The sequence below is a fragment of the Shimia sp. SK013 genome, assembly GCF_001292625.1.
GTDB lineage: Bacteria > Pseudomonadota > Alphaproteobacteria > Rhodobacterales > Rhodobacteraceae > Shimia.
Map to the genome: position 1 here is coordinate 200,681 of NZ_LAJH01000005.1, position 22,701 is coordinate 223,381.

The following is a 22,701-nucleotide window of genomic DNA, read 5'->3' on the forward strand; positions in this document are numbered from 1 at the left end:
GTGGCGGGCGCTCAATTGATTTTCAGCGCTTAGTTGGCTGCTTTTACGCGATCAAGAACACCACCTTCGATGGCTTCCAGACCGGCAGGTACTGGTGGATACCATTTGATGTTGTCGATTGCTTCCTGCGGGAAGCTGGCCTGATACTTGGCTTTCAGCGCATCATCGGCAAACTCGGCGGCGCCATCGGACGCTGTGAAGTTGCCCGCAGCTGCGGTGATCATCGCAGCGACTTCGGGCTGCATCACAAAGTTGATCCAGGCGTAGGCTGCATCGTCGGCTTTGCCTTTGGCTGGCAGCACGAATGTGTCTACCCAACCCAAAGCGCCAGCTGCGGGGGCAACAAAGGTGATGTCAGCATTGTCGTCGTTCAGTTTCCACCCGCCGGTGTCCCACGCCATAGAGGCGACAACTTCGCCGGAGCGCAAGAGGCCCATCAGCTCGTCACCGCCACCCCAGTAGGTTTTGACGCCGGGCTTACATTCGATCAGCTTGGCCTCAACCTGCGACATGATGTCGGTATAGGCGGCTTCGTCGCCATAGGCGGCAAACGGGTCAAGACCCATCGAGAAAGCAAAACCGATCAGCGTTGGGCGCTTCAGTCGGTAGGAAACTTTGCCCGCGACGTCTGCGCCGCAGAGGTCGGTGTAATCCTTGACCATACCAGCGTTGGCCGTGTCGACCACCAGACCGCTGGTGCCCCAAACGTGTGGAACGCCATAAACGTCACCGCCGACGGTGGTGTTGCCTTTGGTGGCTTCCAGCATCGAAGGAATGAACAGACTCATGTCGATTTTGGACATGTCCATCGGCTTGTAGATGCCGAATTCTTCCTGAGGGCCCGCGATCCGGTCCTGGCTTGGCTGCGCAAGATCGAAACCGCCGCCGCCGGTGGCGCGCAGCTTGGCGATCATTTCTTCGTTGTTGGATTTGGTGACTTTGACTGTGTGGCCGGTTTCGGCTTCAAACTTGGCCACCACATCTTCGGGTGCATATCCGCCCCACGTCAAAAGCCGCAACGTGTCGGCGTTGGCAACTGTCGCGCCGCCCATGAGAGCGACGGTAACCGCCGCCGAAATTGCAAAGGATTGTTTGGTCATTTTCTAATTCCCCGTTTTTGATTGATTGGCTAAAGTGCCAGTTTCCTAGAGTTTGATCGTTCGGTCAAAGGTTCTGTGTTAAACTTTGGCCGAACGCGTGATCGCGGAGTTTTGGACCCTGTCAGGCATTCCTGTTTCCGCTTTATTGATGTTAAATAACAACGGCTTACGTAGAATTTGTGACAGGCTTCTTGACCCGTCACACAATCTTTAACAACAGCTCTCGTGTGTTGTCTTGTGTCATCTCAACGGGGTTTCCGCCTGTGCTTGGGTCCTTCAGAGCGCCTTGAACGATGCGGTCAATGTCCGGGTTTTCGATGCCGAGGCCTTTGAGAGTCTTCGGAATTCCAAGTGAGTCGTTCAGCTGGTCGACATAGGCGCAGAAGCCGTCAAAGCCACCCTCGATGCCAAGGTAGGCCGCAGCTTGGGTCAGCACGCCTTCGGCAGCGGGCCTGTTGAATTGCAGAACAGCTGGCATGCAAACGGCGTTCGTTGTGCCGTGGTGGGTGTGATAGATCGCGCCGATCGGGTGCGACAGTGCGTGGATGGCCCCAAGCCCTTTCTGGAAGGCGGTCGCGCCCATGGCGGCAGCGGACATCATGTGCGCGCGGGCCTCGATGTCGGTGCCATCCGCATAGGCGCGGGGCAGGTAGTCTTTGACCAAACGCATACCTTCGAGCGCCATGCCTTGCGACATCGGGTGGTAGTGCGGCGAACAGAAGGCTTCGACGCAATGGGCAAAGGCATCCAGACCTGTGCCTGCGGTGATGAAGTTGGGCATTCCCACGGTCAATTCCGGGTCACAAATCACCACGGACGGCAGGAATTTAGGGTGGAAGATGATCTTTTTCTCTTCAGTTTCGGAATTGGTGATCACCGAGGCACGCCCGACCTCTGATCCGGTGCCAGCCGTTGTCGGCACGGCTACAATGGGCGCAATCGCATCAGCATCCGCGCGTGTCCACCAATCGCCGATGTCCTCAAAATCCCATAACGGGCGTGTCTGGCCGGCCAAGAAGGCCACCAGTTTGCCAAGGTCAAGACCGGAGCCGCCGCCAAAGGCGACGACGCCATCGTGGCCGCCGTCGTTGAAGGCCTTAACGCCAGCTTCGGCGTTCTTCTCGTTGGGGTTGGGGTCGACGTCGGCAAAGATCGCGCGCCCCAATCCGGCCGCTTCCAGCAAGTCCAGAGTGCGGGTGGTGATCTCCATGTCGGCCAAGCCGCGATCAGTGATCAGCAGCGGCTTGGAGATACCGGCAGCGGCACAGGCGTCGGCAATTTCCGAGATGCGGCCAGCGCCAAAGCGCACGGCGGTAGGATAGGACCAGTTGGCAGTAAGTGACATGGGTCAGCCCTTTTTCAGGTGGTAAGATTTTGGACGGGTCAGGTTGTGGTAGCCAATGACCGAAAGGCCACCGCCGCGTCCGGTGTCTTTGCAGCCGGTCCAGCACAGGCCGGGATCAAGATAGTCGGCGCGGTTCATGAACACGGTGCCGGTTTCGATCTGATCGGCGATGGCTTCGGCGCGATCAGCATCTTGGGTCCACAGCGACGCGGTCAGGCCAAAATCGCTGTCGTTCATTAGGGCAATCGCCTCGGCATCGTCTTTGACCGGCATGATGCCAACAACAGGCCCAAAGCTTTCTTCGCGCATGACGCGCATGTCGTGGGTCACGTTGGTCAGGATTTGCGGCATCAGATAGGCGCCGCCATCCTCTGGGAAAGCTGCCGGATCGATATGGGCTTTGGCGCCCGCCGCCACGGCCTCGGCCACCTGCCCGCGGACCTCGTCGGCAAACCGCACATGCGCCATTGGGCCCATTGTGGTGTCTGCCTCAAGCGGGTTGCCCAGCTTGTAAGTGTTCACCACGGCAACGGCTTTTTCGACAAACGCGTCAAACAGGCTTTCGGCTACGTAAATCCGCTCGATCCCGCAACAGCACTGACCGGAGTTGAACATCGCGCCATCAATCAACGTGTCGACAGCGGCATCCAGATCGGCGTCGTCCATGACGTATCCGGGATCTTTGCCGCCCAGTTCCAGACCCAATCCGGTGAAGGTGCCGCTGGCAGCAGCTTCCATAGCTTTACCGCCGCCGACAGACCCCGTGAAATTCACAAAATCAAAGGCGCGGTCTGCAATCAGGGCTGATGTGGTGTCATGATCGAGAAAGACGTTTTGAAACACGTCTTCGGGAATGCCGGCCGCGGTGAAGGCCGCGACCATGCGCTCGCCGACCAGAGGTGTTTGAGAGGCATGTTTCAGAATGACAGAATTGCCCGCAATCAAGGCTGGTGCGACCGTGTTGATCGCCGTCATGTAAGGATAATTCCACGGTGCGACGACAAACACGACGCCATGCGGCACACGTTTGATCACGCGGCGGAAGGCGGTGCTGTCCTCGACCTCGATAGGTGCCAAGGCATCGGTGGCGATGTCCGCCATATAGCTGGCGCGCTCGTTGAACCCGCCAAACTCGCCGCCGTAGCGCACTGGACGACCCATTTGCCACGCAATTTCGGGGACGATATCGTCGTTCATAGCACCAACGCGGGCAACGCCGTCGCGCACGAGGGCAATACGGTCCTCAAGCGGGCGTGCGGCCCAGTCTTTTTGAGCAGCCTTGGCGCGGGCGACGGCAGATTTCGCGTCAGCCGCGTTTAGAGTTTCGCGGGTCGCGTAGACCGATCCGTCAAGGGGGGAGATACAGGTGATAGTCATGCCTTAGGCCCTTTCAAAGCCGCGTGCGACTTCCCAGTCGGTGACCACGCGGTCAAATTCTTCCTGCTCCCATTCGGCAGCGCGGGTGTAGTGATCCACAACGTCATCGCCAAAGGCTTCTCGCAAAAACGCGGAACCATGCAGTGTCTCGCGGGCCTTGCTCAATGTGCGCGGAATGTCTTTTGCTTTCTCGTTCCCATAAACGTCCCCTGCGGTCGCAGGCGCCAGTTCCATCTTGTCTTCGATGCCTTTGAGGCCTGCGGCCAACATTGCGGCCTGCGCAAGATAAGGGTTCATATCCGCCCCGCCGATGCGACATTCAACCCGAATTGCCTTGCTTCCATCGCCGCACAGGCGGAAACTTGCTGTCCGGTTGTCGACTGACCAAACCGCCTTGGTTGGGGCGAAGGATCCTTTGGAAAAGCGCTTGTAGCTGTTGACGTAGGGCGCCAGAAAATAGGTGTAATCCGAGGAAAACGCGATCAGACCCGCCATGTAGTGCTTCATCAGCTCTGACATGCCCAGTTCGGCGGTTTTGTCATAGAAAAGCGGTTCGCCATCTTTCCAGACAGATTGATGCACGTGCGAAGACGACCCAACGCGATCATGATGCCATTTAGGCAGGAAGGTCGCAGCGTGGCCTTTCTGCCATGCGATTTCCTTGATCGCGTGTTTCGCAATCGTGTGGTGGTCAGCACATTTCAGCGCTTCGTCGTAGCGGATGTTCAATTCTTCCTGACCAGCCTCGGCCTCGCCCTTGCTGTTTTCGATGGGCAAGCCAGCGGCATAAAGGTGATTGCGGATCGGCCGCATCACATTTTCTTCCTTGGTGGTCTGGAGGATATGGTAATCCTCATTGTAGCCGCTGATCGGCTCCAGATTGCGGAAGTTTTCCTTGCGGATCTGGTCAAAGCTTTTCTCGAACAGGAAAAATTCCAACTCGGTTGCCATCATGACATCTAGACCCATCGCCTCGGCGCGAGCGATCTGTTTTTTCAAAATGGCGCGTGGGGAATGCGGAACAGGCTCATGTGTGTGGTGGTCGATCACATCACAGAGCACCATCGCCGTCCCTTCAAGCCACGGCACCGGACGGATCGTGTCCAGATCGGGTTTCATGACGTAGTCGCCATAACCTGATTGCCAGCTGGTGGAGGCATAGCCATCCGGCGTTGCCATCTCGAGGTCAGTGGCAAGCAGGTAGTTGCAGCAATGGGTTTCCTTGTATGAGCTTTCTACAAAATTGACCGCATGGAAACGTTTGCCCATCAGGCGGCCCTGCATGTCGATCAGACACACCAGAACCGTATCAATCGTGCCGTCTGATACGCGGGATTTCAAATCGTCAAAAGAGAGTGTGCCGGGCATGTCGTATCCACTTGCTGAGAGGGTTGGGGGCGGCGCAATACCGCCCCCTGTAGGTGATTATGAGTAACGGTACGGACGGCCAGCTTTGACCATGTCCGCGTTGTATTTCTTGATGATGTCCACGACCCGACGCTTGGTGTCGGATTCTGCGGCGATCTCTTCCCAGAATTCCAACGCTTTGGCTTCGACTGTGGCCCATTCGTCGTCTGGGATCGAGGTCAATTCCATTTTAGGTCCGTTGACGCGCAGGTTGGCTTCTCCGCCCCAATACCACCACTGACGATAGTAATGCGACTGATCACAGCAAACGCGGAACAGCGTTTGCAGATCTTCAGGCAGCTCGTTCCAGCGTTCCATGTTGGCAAAGAAAGAGCCAGCCCAAGCGCCAGAAATGTTGTTGGTCAGGAAGTAGTTTGTCACGTCAGCCCAGCCGACTGTGTAGTCTTCGGTGATACCTGACCATGCGATGCCGTCCAGTTCGCCGGTTTGCATGGCGACTTCGATGTCTTCCCATGGAAGGTTGACAGGGATCACTCCGAATTGGCTCAGGAAGCGGCCTGCGGTTGGAAAGGTAAAGACGCGTTTGCCTTTGAGATCCTCAAGGCTGCGGATTGGGTCTTTGGTGGCAAAGTGGCAGGGGTCCCATGCGCCGGCGCTGATGTGTTTGACGCCGACCTTGGAATACTCTTCGTCCCAGATCTCGTTCAGGCCGTACTGGTTGAACAGCACTGGCACATCCAGAGAGTAGCGCGATGCGAAGGGGAAATAGCCGCCAAAAACTGTGACGTCAGTCGGGGATGCCATTGAGTCGTCATCAGATTGGACTGCGTCGATGGTGCCACGCTGCATGGCCTGAAACAGCTCTCCAGTTGGGACAAGCTGATCCGCAAAGAACAGCTCAATCTGCATCCGGTCGCCCGCGATTTTGTTGAACATCTCAATTGCTGGAACCAGCACATGCTCTGCAAGGGCAGCACCCGCGTAGGTCTGCATGCGCCATTTGATGGTGCTTTGCGCCAAGGCTGGTGTGGCCAGGGCCGCTGGGGCCGCAACTGCGGCGCCTTGAATGAACTTACGTCTTGTCGTCATTGTCTTTCTCCTTTGTTGGAAATACGGCCACTTTTTGCGGCTCTTCTAGGGCTTGTTGTAAATGTAGTCGGGCAACCAGGTTGCGAGACCCGGAAAGACCATCACAAGGATCAGCGCGAGCACCATGACCAGCACAAATGGCGTAATCGATCCGTAGATATCGCGTAGCGAAATTTCCGGAGGCGCCATGGCCCGCATCAGGAACAGGTTGTAACCAAACGGCGGCGTCATATAGGCAATCTGTGTCGTGATCGTATAAAGAATGCCGTACCAGATCAGGTCAAATCCCAGCGCGCCGACCAAAGGCACATAAAGCGGTGCCACGATGACCAGCATGGCCGTGTCATCCAGAAATGTCCCCATCAGAATAAAGCTCAGCTGCATCAGAATCAGGATCATCCAAGGGCTTAGGTGAAGTCGGTCCGTAAAGAGGGTTTCTATGGCTTTGACGGCACCAAGTCCGTCAAACACGGCCCCGAAGGCAAGTGCCGCCAGAATGATCCACATGAACATGCAGGTGATGCCAAGTGTGTTGCGCACGGAATTCTCGAAGACCTCGCGGGTCATGCGACCTTTGAGAACCGCCGCCAAGAAGGCCGTCAGAGCGCCAATCGCTGAGCTTTCCACCAGCGATGTCCAGCCATTAACAAACGGCACCATCATTGTGGCGAAAATCACCACAGGGAGTAGGCCCGACCGCAACAGGCGCAGCTTTTCGGCGCGGGGCATGTCCCGATCTTCGGCCGGCAAAATCGGACCCAGCGACGGGTTCATCCGGCAGCGCACCACAATGTAGAGAATGAACAATCCTGCCATCATCAGGCCGGGGACCACGCCCGCCAACCAAAGCTGGCCCACAGGCTGACGCGCGATCATGGCATACAGTACAAGAACAACCGAAGGCGGCACCAGAATACCAAGGCTGGACCCAGCCTGAATAACACCGGTGACCATGCGTTTGTCGTAGCCGCGTTTGAGCAGTTCAGGCAGTGCAATTGTCGACCCGATGGCCATGCCGGCCACACTCAGCCCGTTCATCGCGGAAATCAACACCATCAGGCCGATTGTGCCAATTGCCAATCCACCGCGTAAGCCGCCCATCCAAACGTGAAACATCTTGTAGAGATCGTCGGCGATTTTGCTTTCGGAAAGGACGTACCCCATGAAAATGAACATCGGCAGCGTGAGCAGAGGGTACCATTTCATCAGCTTCATTGCGGCAGAAAAGCCGAGGTCAAAACCGCCTCGATCTCCCCAAAGCAGCAAGGCAGCCACAACAGCAACAAATCCGATCGCCCCAAACACGCGCTGACCGGTTAGAAGCATCAACATCAGGGTCGAAAACATCAGTGTTGCGATCAGTTCATACGACATCAGTTGCCCCATCCGTGAGACGCAGCACGTCTTTCAAAAATTCCGAAAAACACTGCAAGATCATCAGGATCATGCCAAAAATCATCACAACTTTGATTGGCCAAAGATAGGGACGCCATGCGGTTGGCGACCGCTCCATCCGCCCGACCTCTTCGGTTCCGAAGACAATCCCGGCAAGAAAGGAGACCGGCTCGGATCCCCAATAGCCCAGCGAATAGGCGGTTGAGCTGACGGCGCCATAGAGCAGCACACACAGGTAGAAAATCAAGAGAAGAACCGTGGCCAGATCGAACCACGCTTTCTTGCGCGTGCTCCAGTTGCCGTAGAGCAAATCCATGCGCACGTTTGACCCCATCTGGATCGAATATGGGCCACCAAGAACGTAGTAGCTGACCATGACAAACTGGGCCATTTCCAATGTCCAGAGCGACGGCAAAAAGAACGTCTTGCTGATCGAAGACCAGAGGAGAATGCCCATCAGGACAAAAATGCCGTACATCGTGATGCGCCCGATCCGGCGGTTCATCGCATCCACTGCGCCGATATAGCCCCGCATTACGCTTTGCATTGCACAACTCCCTCGGCGCCCGCCTGAACGCACGCCTCGGCTACCCAAGGTGCCAGCATCTCGGACATTTGCTTTTGCTGCTCCGCGCTTTGGATCAGGTCGTTGCGGATTTCCAACATGACATTGAGGTGTCCCGCTTTGATGGCGTGTTCTTTCAAGGTGTGCGTCACACCGTTCTGTGGCCCGTAAGGCTGATTGCGCTGCACGTCTGCTTGTGTGTAGCGCGGCGCAAGCGTCAGCATCGCGTCGGCCAGTCGGGTATCCGTGTCGTGCAAAACCCCAATTTCGACCGATCTTGAGGCCCCATTGTAGACGGGCGTAAAGCTGTGAATTGTGACGATGATCGGCGAAGACACGCGCGCGATCGCGGTCTGAAGGCTTGTCTTGAATGGCGTATAGACCGCATCCACGCGCTTGCTGCGCTCGGCCTCGTTGAGGTCCGCATTGCCAGGAATTTCAAAGATTTCACTTCGCTGTGGCATTGCATCGGGCGCATCAGGCGGTCGATTGCAGTCATAAATCAGCCGCGAAACCTGTCCCGCTACCAATGTGGCATCCAAAAGGGCTGCCATATGTTCGGCAACGGACAAAGCTCCGGGATCCCATGCCACGTGGTTCTTTCGTACAGCTTCATCTAGCCCGAGGGTTCCAAATTCAGCCGGGAAAAAGTCAGATGCATGCTCGCAGACCAGCACCACCGAAGAGCATCCCTCGGAGGTCTTAACAGAAATGAAGTTTTCACCCGAACCGCTGCGGTCCTTTGGTTGTCTATTGGTCAATTTTCCGTCCCTCGCCGCAACAAACTGGTGCTCCGAGGTGGATTCTGTCAATCAAATTCTGTAAAAGATTTCTCAATAGGCAGCATTATGTAATTTTATCGATCAAAATGAGGGCGTAAATGTCGGAAGCCACAAGCACCATTTCGGATCGCATCCATGAAAAACGTGATGAGTTGACGCGGGCTGAGCGCCAACTCGCTGATTCTATTCTTGAAAATTATCCGGCATCAGGTTTGGGTCCGCTGGCGTCACTGGCTTCAGAGGCTAAGGTTTCCGTGCCTACAGTGGCCCGAATGGTGCAAAAATTGGGTTTCAAAGGTTACCCGGAGTTTCAAGCTGAGCTTCGCGAAGAGCTTAAGGCAACAGCGCGTGACCCGGTCGCAAAGCACGATGCTTGGGCTGAGGGCGTGCCTTCCGGCCATATGCTAAACCGCTTTACAGATGCGGTCATGGACAACATTCGCAATACTTTGGGTCAGATTGATCCTGCCCTATTTGATGAGGCATGTGAGATGGTGGCCGCGACTGAACGGCGGCTTTACATCGTTGGCGGAAGGATCACCCACACACTGGCGGAATACCTTTTTTTGCATATGCAGATGATCCGCTCGGAGGTGGTGCATATTCAATCAACCTCAAACGGGTGGCCGCACTATCTGCTGGACGTTAAAGAGGGGGATGTTTTTGTGATTTTCGACATGCGCAGATACGAGAACAACACGCTGAAACTGGCTGAAATTGCGCATCAAAAGGGCGCGAAACTCATTCTTTTTACAGACCAGTGGCGCTCTCCCGTGCACCGGCTTGCCAGTATCAGTTTCAGCAGTCGCATCGTCGTGCCTTCCGCTTGGGACAGCATTAGCGCAACACTGCTGCTCACAGAGGCCATGGTCTCAACGGTGCAAAATCTCTGTTGGGGCGACACAAAAGACCGTGCCGAAGAGCTTGAGGCCTTGTTTGACAGCACGCGGCTGTTTCGGAAGTTCACGTAAAGGTTTGGGTGTTTTTGTTCGGTGGGATGTCCCTGCGGATCGCGTCCAAGGCTGACTTTGGTGCGAGCTTTTAGAGCAATTGGAATTCTCCGCCGATTTGACACAATGCCAAACCGCCGAACGGGGATACGGTTGGCAACCTCAACTGTTGGCGGTGAGGTCAGCTAATGCCAGCCGTGACAGCCGCGGTTTCTGGAAAATCGGTCTACTCGTCGGTGTTACGATGGGGGCTCAGTTGGAAAGTGGTTTTGCCCGCTCCGTCGCATAGAGAATCGTTCGCCCGCATTCGAAAACAAAAAAAGGAGCGCTGCTGAGAGCGCTCCTTCCAATGGTTCAATGTCTAATCCCGTCAGGCGGATTTGAGCAGAGGCTGGGCCGCATGGCTGGTTTTTGGTGAAGCGGTCCGATTGGTTGCCGAAGGGCGGAAGCTTGCCACCAATTCCCCAAGTTCTCGCGCGGCCGTTTGCAAAGCACGTCCCTGGTCGCTGGAGCGTTCCACCAGTCCAGCGTTTTGTTGTGTGACCCGATCGAGATCCATCACACCTGCGTTGATCTCGGTGATCGCAGAAGCCTGATCGCGCGAGCTTTCGGCAATCTGCGCGGCCAGCTTGCTAACGTCTTGTATCTTTTTAGTAATTTCTTCGATGGCTTGGCCAGCTTTGTCGACAAGGTTCACGCCGACCTGCACCTGATCGGCCGATGTTTCGATCAACCCTTTGATTTCGCTGGCGCTGGTTGCTGAGCGCAGCGCCAACGAGCGGACTTCGGAGGCTACGACGGCAAACCCACGACCACTGTCCCCGGCGCGGGCGGCTTCGACACCGGCATTGAGCGCAAGAAGGTTGGTTTGGAATGAGATGTCTTCGATCAAGCCGTTGATTTCGCTAATTTTCACCGCACTGTCTTTGATGTCCTGCATCGCTTCGATCGCGGATTTTACGATCTCACTACCACGCACGGCTTCGGTTTTTGTGTTGCCGACTGTACGTTCAACAAGCTTTGTCTGATCAGACGCCGATTGGACGCCATCTGTGATTTGGCTGATGGCCGCAGCGGTTTCCTCAAGCGTTGCAGCTTGGTTTTCCGTGCGTTTCGCTAGGTCATGAGTGCCTTTTGCCATTTGACCGGTTTCGTCTTCGATTTCGGAGATTGTGCCCAAGACACGGCCGATGACATCATCCAGAGCCGCCGCCGTCTTGTTAAAGTCCGCGCGCAGCATTTCGTAGTCCGATTGGAATTCGGTGGCAATGCGATAGCTCAACTGACCTTTCGCCAATTGGTTCAAACCCTCGGCCAACTCAGAAACAACTTCGGCTTGTTCGCGGGCGTCCTCATGGGATTTTTCTTCGAGTGCCTTGTTTTCCTTGATGGTTTCGGAAAACGCGGCGACGGCACGCGCGAGGCGTCCAAGTTCGTCTTTGCGGTTGATTTCAGGAACTTCAGAGCTCGTGTCGCCTTCGCGCAGTGTGCTGATACGTTCGACAATCCGCGCCAGAGGCCGTGTCACGCCAGAGGCCGCTACATACACAATGCCGGAAATCAGCAAGCAGATGATCGTGACTGCGAAAGCTGATTGGGTATAGAGGGAGTTAACCACTGCAGCGATCACGCCGCCGTTAAAGCCCATCACCATTGTGGCGACGACCGTACCGTCAGAATGGTGAATCGGGAATTTCACGTATTCTACGCCGTTTGACACGAGATGCGTTGATGTGGCTTCGGTGGCAAGAATTTCCGCAACACCTGCGTCCCAACCTTCGGGGTTGGTGCCCTCGACAGCCAATTCGGCAAAGACTTCGCCGTCCACGAACACTTTGGCAAAAAGAGCATTCTTCATTTCGCTCACACCGCCAATCGCGCCGCTGACGCCTTCTGCGTTGAAATCCCAAACTGCAGCAGCAACAGGAGACTCAAGGAAGGTTTGGGCCAAAGTCACTTCGTTTTCAAAAGCTTTCACCAAGGTGGAGCTTTGCTTGGTCACCCAAAACACGGTCGTGGCAACAAAGGCGACCAGAATGCAGGCCACGATCGGCAGCAATAGTCGTGACATTATCGAAAGTCCAAAGGACCGTTTTTTCTCAGCGTTCATTCCGTGCTCCGATTAGACGGTGACCAATTCCTTGGCTGGCCTATTGTGTTGCGCCAGTTCAATGGCGCGTCTTGATTTGGTTCATCCCGCAGTCAGCCCACATTGCGCGCGCCTCATGCAGCGGTGTCCTGAGCAGCGATGGATAGCCTCTGGGACAGATGTTTCTAATCCTTCGACGCAAGTTCCTGTCGATACGGACGCGTTTTGCTTGCAGTTGGCGACGCGTGCCCAAAAGACTCAGTTGTGCTGTGAAGTCTCTGAAGTCGAAGTGTTTGTATGCGTCCCGCGTTAATAGAGGCTTACTGAAGAACGGACGGTACCAGCCGCCTTTTCGGAGAGGGCATGGTGGCGCGTCGCGCATTGCGCATCCAATTGAGGTGTGATTGGCGACGCACTTGCGACGTTGGGTCAAAAATCAGACGTTTTGGCAGAATGAATTGCACCGCCGGCACCGAGCGGTAGAGCATAGGGCAACAGAAGCGTATGCCCGCGGGCAGCACGGTTCGCAGTCAAAGGAAAGCTAAGATGAGCCGCCAAGATATCCTGTTCACGCCTGTTGATCTGGGCAAATTGCAAGTGAAGAACCGCGTCGCGATGGCGCCGATGACACGCATGTATTCGCCCGGCAACGTTCCGAATTCCAAAAACATCGCGTACTACAAGGCGCGGGCTGAAGGAGGCGTGGGTCTGATCATCACAGAAGGCACATTTGTTGGTCACAAAGCGGCAATCGCCTATCCGAATGTGCCAGCCTTTTCTGGTGAGGATTCGCTGTCAGGCTGGAAAAAAGTCGTCGACGCGGTGCATGGCGCGGGTGGCAAAATTGCCCCGCAGTTGTGGCACGTCGGAGGTATCCGTCGCCCCGGTGTGAACCCGGGCGGCGATGAGCCGGGCCACAGCCCGAGCGGCATGGCCAAGCCGGGCAAAGTCACCGGTCACGCGATGGAGCAGCTCGACATTGACGAAGTGATTGCTGCCTTTGCCCGAGCCGCGGCTGATGCCAAGGAGATTGGGTTTGACGCGATCGAATTGCACGGCGCGCATGGCTATTTGATCGACCAGTTTTTTTGGGACGGCACCAATGTGCGTGAAGACGCCTATGGCGGCGATTTGGCTGGTCGATCCAAGTTTGCGCTGGAACTGGTGAAGGCCGTCCGCGCGGCCGTCGGTGAAGAATTCCCGATCATCTTCCGCTTTTCGCAGTGGAAACAGCAGGATTACAGCGCCCGTCTGTGCGAGACGCCGGAAGAGTTGGAAGGGTTCGTCAAGCCGCTGGCAGATGCCGGTGTGGACATCTTCCATTGCTCGACCCGCCGCTTTTGGGAGCCGGAGTTTGAGGGCAGTGACCTGAACCTTGCGGGTTGGACACGCAAATTGACAGGCAAGCCGACAATAACGGTGGGCAGCGTTGGCCTCAATCAAGACTTCCTGCCGGAAAGCGGTATGGCTGATTTCAACGCGGCGGAACCTGCGAGCATCGACAACCTGCTGGAGCGGTTTGAGAAAGATGAGTTCGACATGGTCGCGGTTGGCCGTGCGCTGATAGCGAACCCGGATTGGGCCAATCAGGTGCAAGACGGCAAGTTTGCCGATCTGGCGCCCTATGAGAAAGACATGCTGCAAAAGCTTGTCTGACCGTAAGCGACATCTTCAAGCTAAGGCCATGCATTGCATGGCCTTTTTTTGTGGCTTGGTGGATGTGGTTGGCAATCTTGCGCGGCTGACGCCCATTGGGTGTTGTTTGCACCTGCATAAGCGGACTAAAAGGCGATAACCCCATCATGCGATCAGGGTTGCGGGCAGGGCCCGTTCAACCCGAGACAAGGAGATCAACGTGGCGAGCGTTTTGAACCAATTGAGAGAGATGACCGTGGTTGTCGCCGATACCGGCGAAGTCGAGGCCGTCAAAACATATCAGCCGGTGGATTGCACCACCAACCCGTCGCTGGTGCTGGCGGCCTTGAGCGATGCCGGTTCCGCAGAGATGGTTACGGCTGAGATCGAAAAGGGTCGCGCTGGCGGCTTGTCGGCAGAGCAAGTGGCCGATGCGCTGACTGTGGCTGTAGGCGCGCGCCTGACGGCCTTGGTGCCGGGTCGGGTGTCGACCGAAGTCGATGCCTGCCTGTCGTTTGACACGGACGCGTCGGTAAAACGCGCACAGGCGATCATTGCGGATTACGCCGAGCGCGGCATTGGCAAAGAGCGCATCTTGATCAAGCTGGCTTCGACTTGGGAGGGTATCCGCGCGGCGGAAATCCTTCAGGATCAAGGTATTGACTGCAACCTGACGTTGCTCTTCAGCATGGCGCAAGCGGTGGCGTGTGCGGATGCCAAGGCGTTCCTGATCTCGCCATTCGTGGGCCGTATCACCGATTGGTACAAAGCGGCAGAAGGCGTGGAAAGCTATGCGCCGAATGACGATCCAGGCGTGAAATCTGTGCGCGGCATCTATGACTATTACAAGTCCAACGGCATCAACACCGTTGTGATGGGGGCGTCGTTCCGCAATGTGGATCAGATCAAAGCCCTGGCGGGTTGTGACAACCTGACAATTGCGCCGGCATTGCTGGATGCGCTGGAAAGTGAAGAAGCAGAGTTGCCACGCGTGCTGTCGCCTGAGACCGCAAGCGGTGTTGCGCCGGTCACGATGGACGAGGCGATCTTCCGTTGGGAGATGAACCAGGACCCGATGGCGACCGAAAAACTGGCCGAAGGCATCCGCAAGTTTGACGTCGACCACAAGAAACTGATCGCTATGGTTTCGGAGCGTTTGCAGTAAGCTGCAATGCGTCGGTATCGCGTCGGTATTGCGTAGGTGCCGATTTGACGCCGTATTAGGCCCGATCCGAGAAGAAAATGGACGGCAATCGCAGGGATGCGGTTGCCGTTTTTTTGGGGGGCGGGAACGCACGAGTTGCGCTTGCAAAGGCGTCTTGCATTGAGATCGGTGTCTCGGGTTTTGCGTCCAGCCGTTCGGCAGCGGTGCGAAGGAAGAGGGGTTGGCAAAGCGTTGAGCGGCCCAAACCGGACCTTTGCCCAGTCGTCTTTACTGTGCCGCAGCTTCCTGAAAGCAGACGTTGGTTATTCCCGCAGCATTTTACGGGCCCAGATGGTAGCCACGCGGACTTTGCTCTCACTCACCACAAAGTTGGACCATAGCAATGCAACAATCCAGATGAGCCAAACTCTCTTTTAGCTTCAGCCGCCTTTGGATCCAAAAACCTGACGACGGACGCGGCTACACGACGATGCTAAACAGTTTTTACGTGCCCCAGGGGCAGAGTGCCTCGACCTGTCGACGACCAAGTTTATTCAATGTTTCTATGTTATCCATATAGATCTTCTGGGGATCCAAAACGTGAGCAAGGACTTTAGTCATCTGATCTTGACGCAGAAGATGTATGGTTGGATAGGGCGAACGATTGGTAAAGTGACTAAGGTCGTCTGCCGCCACACCCTCAAATTGATATTGAGGATGAAATGATGCCAATTGCACATGCTCTGTCAGTTCTGCTTGCTCCAATAGCTGCTGAAACCAATCGAGCAAGTCGAGGTAATCATCGAACTCTTCTAGACCTTGGGTAAACATGAGCAGGCTAGTGGCAACGTCTTTTTCGTTGGACCCAAGCAGGCGCTGTAATTCCTTCACATAGAACTGCTTTAGTTGTGCATCGGTGGTGGCTTCACATACGGCATAATACACTTGGTCTCGGGCTATGACGCTAGAGGAAAATGGGCATAGATTTAATCCTACTACCATTTGTTCAAGCCATCGACGGGTGTTTTTGACCACGTCTTGATGAGCTATCGGTAGCGTTTTGAGGTCAAACTTATCGATGCGATAGATCCTTCTTTGTTTGAATAGCTTAAAGAATATTTTGCCTATATTCCGATTTGTTTGCAAAAACCAAGACCATCGACTTGGCGCAGTCACAACCGTCTGTGTACCTGACTATAAGCCTCTCATTGTACGTCGAGACTCCCATGGGCTGTAAAAGTTTCTGACGAACATCGATGAATTTCCGAATTGTGATCCTAAGGTCCGCTTAGCCCTATACCATTGGCAAGCTTCCCGCCCAACACGTCGCTTGGTCACGTCCAGTTCGGGTTGAGAGCCGCCGTTGAGGGGCGCGAGGTCATGGCGGCTTCGCGCGCAAAATAGGTTCAGATTGCGGACATGTTTTGGCGGGCTGGCCCGGTGGAGTGTTTTCCGCTCCGGGCCAGCGGCGGTGCGTTAGGCGGCAGAAGCTATGGTTGATTTCTGCTTCAACTGCGCATGGAGCTCGACGATCTGCACGGCGGCGTTCGCGGCCTCGCAGCCCTTTTTCACAAAGTGATCGTGATAAAAGGTCATGTGTTCTTCAGACGGCTGAAAATGATGCGGAGTCAGCGAGACCGACAGCACCGGCACTCCGGTTTTTTGACCAGCCTCCATAAGGCCGGTGACCACGGCCTGGGCCACGAAATCATGGCGGTAGATGCCACCGTCCACCACAAGCGCGGCGGCGGCGATGGCGGCGTAGTCGCCAGTTTCGGCCAGCTTTTGCGCCAAGAGCGGCATTTCAAACGCGCCGGGCACGTCAAAAACGTCTACGTCAGCGGTCACGCCAAGTTCGGCCAGTTGGGCTGTGAAGCCTGCATAAGCCTGATCAACGATATCAGCGTGCCAGCGCGCCTTGATGAAGGCAAATTTAGGGGATTTTGTCATTGCTCTGATCCTTTCTCAAACGACAAGATCCCAGAGCGCACAGAAAGCGCAGGCCATGCGGCCCGTTCCTCCCATTCTCTATCATCCGGACTTTAACCGTCGGCCCCGGAATTACACCGGTGTCTGCTGACCCACATTTGTGGCGCTCGCGGGCTTTCACCGCCGGTGGGGAATTTCACCCCGCCCCGAGAATGATGTGGTTCTAAATCCTGTTGCGTGGTGGCGTCAAAAGGAATTGTCGGAACTGACGCAACGGTGGTTTTTGTCCGTTATTTTATTTGAGGCTCGAAATAATACTTGGCGCGGCGCGGAAAGCTTGGTTGAGTTGACGCTAATACTTGGCTTTGGGAGGAGCGCGGCATGACACAGATCGAAAACCCGATCCTGAGAGGGTTTCATCCCGACCCATCGATTTGTCGTGTTGGGGATGACTACTATATCGCGACCTCGACGTTTGAGTGGTATCCCGGTGTGCAAATCAGCCATTCGCGCGATCTGGTGCATTGGCGCACGCTGAGCCAGCCATTGCGGAGGGCAGAGCAGCTTGATTTGCGGGGCAATCCCGACAGCTGCGGTGTCTGGGCGCCGGCGCTGTCTTATGCGGATGGGATGTTCTGGCTGATTTATACGGACGTCAAACGGCTGGATGGCAATTTCAAGGACGCTCATAACTATCTGGTGACGGCTCCCAGTATTGAGGGGCCGTGGAGCGATCCGGTCTATCTGAACTCCAGCGGGTTTGACCCGTCGCTGTTTCACGATGCCGATGGTAAAAAGTATCTGGTGAACATGGTGTGGAACCATTTGGCGACCATGGGCAATTCAGACCGGCGGGGCGCGCCGTTTTTTGCAGGGATTTTGTTGCAGGAGTATTCCGTTGAAGAGGCGTGCCTGGTGGGGGAGATCACCAACATCTATCCCGGAACCGATCTGGGCCTGACCGAGGCGCCGCATCTGTTTTCCAAGAACGGGTATTACTATTTGATCACGGCAGAGGGTGGCACAGGCTATGAACACGCGGTGACCTATGCGCGGTCCAAAGATTTGCGCGGACCTTATGAAACCCACCCCAACAAGCATCTTTTGACGGTGCGCGACAACGATGACAGTCCGCTGCAGCGCACGGGGCATGGGCAATATGTCGAATTGCCGGATGGGACGCCTTGGCACACCTATTTGTGCACGCGCCCCCTAGAAGGGCGGCGGTCCCAGATGGGACGCGAGAGCGGGATTGCGCGGTGTGAATGGCGTGAAGACGACTGGTTGTATCTGGCCAACGGGGGGATGGAGCCGAGTCTGGTCGAGGATGCGCCCGCGTTGGCACCGCATCCGTGGCCCGATGTGCCGGCGCGGTTTGATTTTGCCGAGCAGACGGAATTGCCACCGCAATTGCAGTGGCTCCGCAGTCCGGACACTGCGCGATTGTTTGAGCTGCGCGAAGATGCGTTGCGGCTGTTTGGGCGCGAGTCGATCGGGGCGTGGTTTGAGCAGGCCTTGGTGGCGGCGCGCCAAACGGAATGGGTGTGTGCGGCGGAGACCGAATTGGCGTTTGCGCCCGATAGCTATCAGCAGATGGCGGGGCTGGTGGCGTATTATAACCGGACGCAGTTTCACTATTTGGCGATGACAATGGATCCGGACACAGGTGGACGGGCGCTGACGATTTTGTCCTGCGCAGACTGGCCAGAGGGGCGGTTGACCTATCCGGTTGGCGAGCTGATCGCGCTGCCGGATCAAGGCACGGTTCGGATGCGGATTGAGATCGACCACGCGGATTTGCGGTTCTTTTACGCCGTCGGCGACGGCGATTTTCAGAGCATTGGTCCGGTGCTGGACGCGTCGATCCTTTCGGACGAAGGCGTGCGCGGGGAGCATTCAAATTTCACCGGCAACTTTGTCGGCGTTGCCGCGCAGGATTTGACCGGCCGCGCGAAGGCCGCGGATTTTGCCTATCTTGAGGTGAAGAACGGGTGAGGAATGTCAAAGGGTGAGTGGCCCTTTGTCATTCGGGCTTTACGCGATGTCTAGCGTGACCGGAAAGTGGTCCGAAGCCCCCAGGAGGCTGGATTTCAACGGTTTGGCCGCGTCCAGTTGGTAGGGATTCCAGACCATTGCCGGAGCGCTGCCGGTCAGGGAGAAATGACTGGACGCCATTATATGGTCGATAAGCGCATTGACCCTGTCGCCAGTGTAATTGTCGGTGAAGCGGGCTGTAGAGGGTTCCCAACCGTAGCGACCAAACTTGGGGCGGCCAATCGGGTACGACAGAAGCGTGGCGCGGTCAAAGACGTCCCCGAGGATGATTTCCACTGCACTGCGGCCAAAGCGGCTTTCATAAAAATCAAAGCCGGGGCCATCGTTGATGTCGCCCATGACGATGGTTGGCCGGTTGTCTTCGAGCCAGTCTTCGACGCGACGGCGGATCGAGCTGCATTCCGCAAAAAGCTTGCGGCGGTTTCGATCAGAGGTGCGGTCAAAGTTCAGCCGGTCCATGGCGGAAAAGATGCCTTTGGATTTGGCATGCGCCACGATCATCCAGAAATCAGCGCCGCCGTCTGCCCGCACGACCTTGGCCTCAAGCGGGGGGCGGTAGTGTTTGTAGACCTCTTTGATGCCATCCTGATCGCTGTCAATCTGGAACTGTTCTTTGAAGGGAGGGTTGGATTTGCTGCCCGCGCTGCCGCCAGCATCGTGGGTGACAGAGGCAACGGTGGGATCATAGAGCACAGCAATTTCTTGGCGACCGCCGGATGGAAAACCGATCATCGCCTTGGATTGGCGCAGGCTTTTGGCGGCGGCGAAGCCCTCGAGCGCGGCAACCGTGCTGCGATTGCCGGTTGTGGTCGTGGTGTTGGGGCCTTCGGTGATGCCGATAACGTCGGGATCAATTGCGGTGAGCACGTCGGCGATGGCGTCGAATTTGGTGATGGCCTCGGCCGAGGTTTTCATCGTGTTGTCGTCGCTAAACCAGTCGTCGAACCATTCAATATTGTAAGACATTAGGCGCATGGTGTTCCTTTCCGGATCTGAAAATGGATTGGGCAAAAATCTGGATGGCAATTATGGCGGTTGTTGTGGGGCGAAAATGCTCCCTATGAGAGCATATCACAAATTTGCAGGCGCGGGGACCATATCGCGAAGTGTCCGTCTGGTGGCATAGTGCGCAAAAAATGATGGAACGCGTCTTTGTTGCAGTGTGCCTGCCCATGCACTTGCGTGGGGCAACAGCGGTTCCACTTTACGTATGAGGGCACGCCAAGTAGAAAAATCACGGGATACGCGTGGGCCGAAAAGGGGAGGGGGTACGGCAGCTTTGCCGCCCGCCGTGGTTGGCTTTGCCGCAATAAGGTCATAAACAGCCCTAATAAAGTCCAGAAGCGCCCAAAAACTTGTCCCATTTACCTTTCATTAACCTTTTCAATCACCGGCAGATTTCGAATGAGCCAATTGACGGCATCGGAGGTTAGGGGTTGCTATGGGACGAAACTGGAGACTTGGAGACTTTGGAGAAACCGGGCCATTTATGCCCGAGCGGGACGCAGAAAAGGCGCCGTCCAAAAGTCGCAAAGACGTACATCGGTTAATGATTGAAGCCGCGCGCCGAATGGTCGGCAGGCCATCAGTCGACGACTCTGATCCCAAAATGTCGCCGGTCGAAGCTGCCATGCTTCGCAACGCGCCTGAGTTGGCTGGCGCACCCGCCGCTGAGTTGGCGATTCTGCAGGCGGAACGGGATGCGTTGATGGAGCGGCGCTGGCCGCGCCCGCGTTTGGTGTCGTTGATTTTCGTGGGAACTCTGGCAGCCTTGATGCCCACCGTTGTATTGCGCCTAGTGATCTGGTCGCTGGTGCTGTTCATCGTGGCGGCTGTGGCGGTTGGTCCAGAGCGTGTACGGGATGGATTGGGCGGCTTTGGCGCGTGGTTTTTGCGCTACTGGCGGCATGAGCTTAAGCTGGCACAAAAATTGGTGGGCGGCGGCCACTGAGTCTGGCGCCTCACGAAACCTGTATTCTCTCGACTTTAGGCTGAACTGGCGCGACGCAGAGGCAAGGAATGGGGCATTTGCCTCAAAATTGCCACATCTGCGCCCGCGAGAAACCCTAGTCTCGGTCAACCATCAATTCCCAGATTTCAGTCTCGATTCTGCGCGGTCAAAGGCGGCCGCACTGCTTGAGTATTTCCGCGCACGTTTTGCGCTGGCAACAGTATGGTGATGGGTATGAGCAATGATGATCCGACGCTGTATGAGGATCCCGAGATCCCGCAGTACGGCGAAGACATAAAAGAACCTGGTGAGCCTTTCGGCGAGGGAACGCTTGATGCGATCCGAACGCTGGTGGCCGAAGATGACGCGGTTGCGGGGGTGGCGCAGAACGTGGGCCCGAAACGCACAGCACCTGCGGTAGGGGCGACACCAGAAGAGCCGGAGGCACCCGTTCTGCTGGGAGCAACAGCCCTGGCCAACGCAACGGCCGCGGATTGGCATGAATGGGTCGATGCACCGCGAGCGCGTCAATGGCGCAAGATCGAGATTGTCGAAGGCGGTCCGGGTCGCGCGTTGCGCCGTTTTTTAACGACGCCTCGGCTGCTGTCGATCGCCTTTATGAGTGCGGTGGTTTATTGGCAGCCGTATTTCATCCCGATGCTTGTGCTTGTTCTGGTTTGCATTTTGCTATTGGTGGGTGCGTTGATTGGCCAAGACCGCATGGCGCGCTTTGTTTTGCGTCGCATTCAGAGGTTCATATGGGCCGACCCAGCCTTGGCGCGCGCCCTTGAAAAAGTGGCACCTTACCGGATGCGCCGTTTGCTCTATCGGCCTGCGTCGGAAGAGGATGTCTGGGACGGTCCGATCGATCCGTCTTTTGCCGCGCGAATTTCAAGAATCGGTAGCTGATCCGCCTGGAACACATTAGTACGCGGATTGGCCTTGAAATTGTGCGGAGACCCAAGTATGTCAGCCTCTGATCAAGGCAAAGAAGAAGCGTCATGGCGAAAACCAATCCGATCACCTTTATTCAGCAAGTCCGCGCGGAAGTGTCCAAAATCGTTTGGCCAACCCGTCGCGAAGTTCTGCTGACCACGGTCATGGTGTTTATCATGGCGGCGCTGACGGCAGCGTTTTTCTCGTTGGTGGATATTCTGATCCGCGGCGGGCTGAACGGGGTTCTGTCGCTGTTTGGCTGATCTGCACGGGGTCGCTTGTCGGCCTTTGGCTCTTGAAATCATGATGGTTCGGCGGTAACTCACTGCCTACTTCGGGACTGTGGCGTGTGGCGAATCAAGTTGCACGCCGATTTTGTGTTCCTGAAAGCCCCTGCCGGGGCACGTATTGAAATGACATCCGGCAAAAGCCGGTAAGACGGGAAAGAACGGTCACATGGCAAAACGGTGGTATTCGGTAAGCGTGCTTTCGAACTATGAAAAGAAGGTCGCCGAGACAATCCGCACGTCGGTCGAAGAGCAAGGGCTTGAGGACCAGATTGACGAAGTGTTGGTGCCAACCGAGGAAGTGATCGAAGTGCGCCGTGGCAAGAAAGTCACCACAGAGCGCCGCTTTATGCCCGGTTACGTTCTCGTGCACATGGAAATGAGCGATCAGGGGTATCACCTTGTGAACTCGATCAACCGCGTTACAGGCTTCCTGGGCCCACAAGGTCGCCCGATGCCGATGCGTGACGCCGAAGTGCAAGGCATCCTTGGCCGTGTCCAAGAAGGTGAAGAAGCGCCGAAGCTGCTGATCAGCTTTGAAGTGGGCGAGAGAGTCAAAGTCAACGAAGGTCCGTTTGAGGATTTCGATGGCATGGTCGAGGATGTCGACGACGACAACCAACGCCTCAAGGTTACGGTGTCGATCTTTGGTCGCGAAACTCCGGTCGAGTTGGAGTTCACGCAGGTCAACAAGCAGAGTTAAA

The 22,701-nt window shown here is 56.1% G+C and carries 20 protein-coding genes and 1 riboswitch; of the genes, 8 read left to right on the plus strand and 12 right to left on the minus strand.

The features are described from left to right. Window positions 1-29 precede the first annotated feature (29 nt). From SHIM_RS01310 to SHIM_RS01345, 8 genes are all read right to left on the minus strand, one after another. Window positions 30-1,100, minus strand: a complete 1,071-nt coding sequence (locus SHIM_RS01310; protein ID WP_082358220.1) for an extracellular solute-binding protein — start codon at window positions 1,098-1,100, stop codon at window positions 30-32. 199 nt (window positions 1,101-1,299) lie between these two features. Then, the gene (locus tag SHIM_RS01315) at window positions 1,300-2,445 is read right to left on the minus strand and encodes an iron-containing alcohol dehydrogenase (RefSeq protein WP_054000812.1); all 1,146 of its coding nucleotides are present in this window, start codon (window positions 2,443-2,445) and stop codon (window positions 1,300-1,302) included. 3 nt (window positions 2,446-2,448) lie between these two features. After that, the gene (locus tag SHIM_RS01320) at window positions 2,449-3,822 is read right to left on the minus strand and encodes an aldehyde dehydrogenase family protein (protein ID WP_054000813.1); all 1,374 of its coding nucleotides are present in this window, start codon (window positions 3,820-3,822) and stop codon (window positions 2,449-2,451) included. 3 nt (window positions 3,823-3,825) lie between these two features. Then, complete coding sequence (locus SHIM_RS01325; RefSeq protein ID WP_054000814.1) at window positions 3,826-5,190, minus strand: glutamine synthetase family protein; 1,365 nt, start codon at window positions 5,188-5,190, stop codon at window positions 3,826-3,828. 57 nt (window positions 5,191-5,247) lie between these two features. Beyond that, the gene (locus SHIM_RS01330) at window positions 5,248-6,279 is read right to left on the minus strand and encodes a TRAP transporter substrate-binding protein (protein ID WP_054000815.1); all 1,032 of its coding nucleotides are present in this window, start codon (window positions 6,277-6,279) and stop codon (window positions 5,248-5,250) included. A gap of 45 nt (window positions 6,280-6,324) precedes the next feature. Further along, window positions 6,325-7,653: a TRAP transporter large permease gene (locus tag SHIM_RS01335; RefSeq protein ID WP_054000862.1), complete on the minus strand. Its 1,329-nt coding sequence runs from the start codon at window positions 7,651-7,653 to the stop codon at window positions 6,325-6,327. Beyond that, window positions 7,643-8,221, minus strand: a complete 579-nt coding sequence (locus tag SHIM_RS01340; RefSeq protein ID WP_054000816.1) for a TRAP transporter small permease subunit — start codon at window positions 8,219-8,221, stop codon at window positions 7,643-7,645. The genes SHIM_RS01335 and SHIM_RS01340 overlap by 11 nt, the downstream gene beginning before the upstream one ends. After that, complete coding sequence (locus SHIM_RS01345; protein WP_241488760.1) at window positions 8,209-9,000, minus strand: N-formylglutamate amidohydrolase; 792 nt, start codon at window positions 8,998-9,000, stop codon at window positions 8,209-8,211. The genes SHIM_RS01340 and SHIM_RS01345 overlap by 13 nt, the downstream gene beginning before the upstream one ends. Window positions 9,001-9,119: 119 nt before the next feature. Here SHIM_RS01345 and SHIM_RS01350 point away from each other — a divergent pair, with 119 nt between their 5' ends. Then, window positions 9,120-9,992: a MurR/RpiR family transcriptional regulator gene (locus tag SHIM_RS01350; RefSeq protein ID WP_054000817.1), complete on the plus strand. Its 873-nt coding sequence runs from the start codon at window positions 9,120-9,122 to the stop codon at window positions 9,990-9,992. Between the two features lie 349 nt (window positions 9,993-10,341). Here SHIM_RS01350 and SHIM_RS01355 read toward each other — a convergent pair whose 3' ends face one another. Beyond that, window positions 10,342-12,042, minus strand: coding sequence for a methyl-accepting chemotaxis protein (locus SHIM_RS01355; protein WP_193749844.1), 1,701 nt, complete (start codon window positions 12,040-12,042; stop codon window positions 10,342-10,344). A 564-nt stretch (window positions 12,043-12,606) separates the two neighbouring features. Here SHIM_RS01355 and SHIM_RS01360 point away from each other — a divergent pair. Beyond that, entirely contained in the window at window positions 12,607-13,716 is a 1,110-nt protein-coding gene (locus tag SHIM_RS01360) for an NADH:flavin oxidoreductase (RefSeq protein ID WP_054000819.1), read from the plus strand. Between the two features lie 199 nt (window positions 13,717-13,915). Beyond that, entirely contained in the window at window positions 13,916-14,860 is a 945-nt protein-coding gene (tal, locus tag SHIM_RS01365; RefSeq protein ID WP_054000820.1) for a transaldolase, read from the plus strand. A gap of 483 nt (window positions 14,861-15,343) precedes the next feature. Here tal and SHIM_RS01370 read toward each other — a convergent pair whose 3' ends face one another. Both SHIM_RS01370 and SHIM_RS01375 read right to left on the minus strand, forming a co-directional pair. Beyond that, entirely contained in the window at window positions 15,344-15,874 is a 531-nt protein-coding gene (locus tag SHIM_RS01370) for a DUF1415 domain-containing protein (protein ID WP_241488761.1), read from the minus strand. Window positions 15,875-16,315: 441 nt separating this feature from the next. Continuing rightward, window positions 16,316-16,789: a 6,7-dimethyl-8-ribityllumazine synthase gene (locus SHIM_RS01375; protein ID WP_054000821.1), complete on the minus strand. Its 474-nt coding sequence runs from the start codon at window positions 16,787-16,789 to the stop codon at window positions 16,316-16,318. 69 nt (window positions 16,790-16,858) lie between these two features. Next, window positions 16,859-16,986: riboswitch (FMN riboswitch) on the minus strand. Window positions 16,987-17,149: 163 nt separating this feature from the next. Between SHIM_RS01375 and SHIM_RS01380 the strand changes: the two genes are divergently transcribed. Continuing rightward, window positions 17,150-18,763, plus strand: a complete 1,614-nt coding sequence (locus SHIM_RS01380) for a glycoside hydrolase family 43 protein (protein WP_054000822.1) — start codon at window positions 17,150-17,152, stop codon at window positions 18,761-18,763. A gap of 39 nt (window positions 18,764-18,802) precedes the next feature. Here the strand turns inward: SHIM_RS01380 and SHIM_RS01385 are convergent, their stop codons facing one another. Next, window positions 18,803-19,798 (minus strand): endonuclease/exonuclease/phosphatase family protein, encoded by a 996-nt coding sequence (locus SHIM_RS01385; protein ID WP_152926367.1) that lies wholly within the window; start codon window positions 19,796-19,798, stop codon window positions 18,803-18,805. Window positions 19,799-20,264: 466 nt separating this feature from the next. On the opposite strand from SHIM_RS01385, the gene SHIM_RS01390 reads away from it, so the two are divergent. The 4 genes from SHIM_RS01390 (at window position 20,265) to nusG (ending at window position 22,700) form a co-directional block, all read left to right on the plus strand. Next, window positions 20,265-20,774 (plus strand): hypothetical protein, encoded by a 510-nt coding sequence (locus SHIM_RS01390; RefSeq protein WP_152926369.1) that lies wholly within the window; start codon window positions 20,265-20,267, stop codon window positions 20,772-20,774. A gap of 234 nt (window positions 20,775-21,008) precedes the next feature. Next, the gene (locus SHIM_RS01395; RefSeq protein WP_152926371.1) at window positions 21,009-21,683 is read left to right on the plus strand and encodes a hypothetical protein; all 675 of its coding nucleotides are present in this window, start codon (window positions 21,009-21,011) and stop codon (window positions 21,681-21,683) included. A gap of 92 nt (window positions 21,684-21,775) precedes the next feature. After that, entirely contained in the window at window positions 21,776-21,973 is a 198-nt protein-coding gene (gene secE / locus SHIM_RS01400; protein WP_054000826.1) for a preprotein translocase subunit SecE, read from the plus strand. A 193-nt stretch (window positions 21,974-22,166) separates the two neighbouring features. Further along, window positions 22,167-22,700 (plus strand): transcription termination/antitermination protein NusG, encoded by a 534-nt coding sequence (gene nusG, locus SHIM_RS01405; protein ID WP_054000827.1) that lies wholly within the window; start codon window positions 22,167-22,169, stop codon window positions 22,698-22,700. Window position 22,701 lies beyond the last annotated feature (1 nt).

What these genes read in the sequence shown, in the direction of transcription:
- SHIM_RS01310 (WP_082358220.1), bottom strand. Translation starts at nt 1,100, where the DNA reads ATGACCAAACAATCCTTTGCAATTTCGGCGGCGGTTACCGTCGCTCTC.
- SHIM_RS01315 (WP_054000812.1), bottom strand. Translation starts at nt 2,445, where the DNA reads ATGTCACTTACTGCCAACTGGTCCTATCCTACCGCCGTGCGCTTTGGC.
- SHIM_RS01320 (WP_054000813.1), bottom strand. Translation starts at nt 3,822, where the DNA reads ATGACTATCACCTGTATCTCCCCCCTTGACGGATCGGTCTACGCGACC.
- SHIM_RS01325 (WP_054000814.1), bottom strand. Translation starts at nt 5,190, where the DNA reads ATGCCCGGCACACTCTCTTTTGACGATTTGAAATCCCGCGTATCAGAC.
- SHIM_RS01330 (WP_054000815.1), bottom strand. Translation starts at nt 6,279, where the DNA reads ATGACGACAAGACGTAAGTTCATTCAAGGCGCCGCAGTTGCGGCCCCA.
- SHIM_RS01335 (WP_054000862.1), bottom strand. Translation starts at nt 7,653, where the DNA reads ATGTCGTATGAACTGATCGCAACACTGATGTTTTCGACCCTGATGTTG.
- SHIM_RS01340 (WP_054000816.1), bottom strand. Translation starts at nt 8,221, where the DNA reads ATGCAAAGCGTAATGCGGGGCTATATCGGCGCAGTGGATGCGATGAAC.
- SHIM_RS01350 (WP_054000817.1), top strand. Translation starts at nt 9,120, where the DNA reads ATGTCGGAAGCCACAAGCACCATTTCGGATCGCATCCATGAAAAACGT.
- SHIM_RS01355 (WP_193749844.1), bottom strand. Translation starts at nt 12,042, where the DNA reads ATGTCACGACTATTGCTGCCGATCGTGGCCTGCATTCTGGTCGCCTTT.
- SHIM_RS01360 (WP_054000819.1), top strand. Translation starts at nt 12,607, where the DNA reads ATGAGCCGCCAAGATATCCTGTTCACGCCTGTTGATCTGGGCAAATTG.
- SHIM_RS01375 (WP_054000821.1), bottom strand. Translation starts at nt 16,789, where the DNA reads ATGACAAAATCCCCTAAATTTGCCTTCATCAAGGCGCGCTGGCACGCT.
- SHIM_RS01380 (WP_054000822.1), top strand. Translation starts at nt 17,150, where the DNA reads ATGACACAGATCGAAAACCCGATCCTGAGAGGGTTTCATCCCGACCCA.
- SHIM_RS01385 (WP_152926367.1), bottom strand. Translation starts at nt 19,798, where the DNA reads ATGCGCCTAATGTCTTACAATATTGAATGGTTCGACGACTGGTTTAGC.
- SHIM_RS01390 (WP_152926369.1), top strand. Translation starts at nt 20,265, where the DNA reads ATGGGACGAAACTGGAGACTTGGAGACTTTGGAGAAACCGGGCCATTT.
- SHIM_RS01395 (WP_152926371.1), top strand. Translation starts at nt 21,009, where the DNA reads ATGAGCAATGATGATCCGACGCTGTATGAGGATCCCGAGATCCCGCAG.
- secE (WP_054000826.1), top strand. Translation starts at nt 21,776, where the DNA reads ATGGCGAAAACCAATCCGATCACCTTTATTCAGCAAGTCCGCGCGGAA.
- nusG (WP_054000827.1), top strand. Translation starts at nt 22,167, where the DNA reads ATGGCAAAACGGTGGTATTCGGTAAGCGTGCTTTCGAACTATGAAAAG.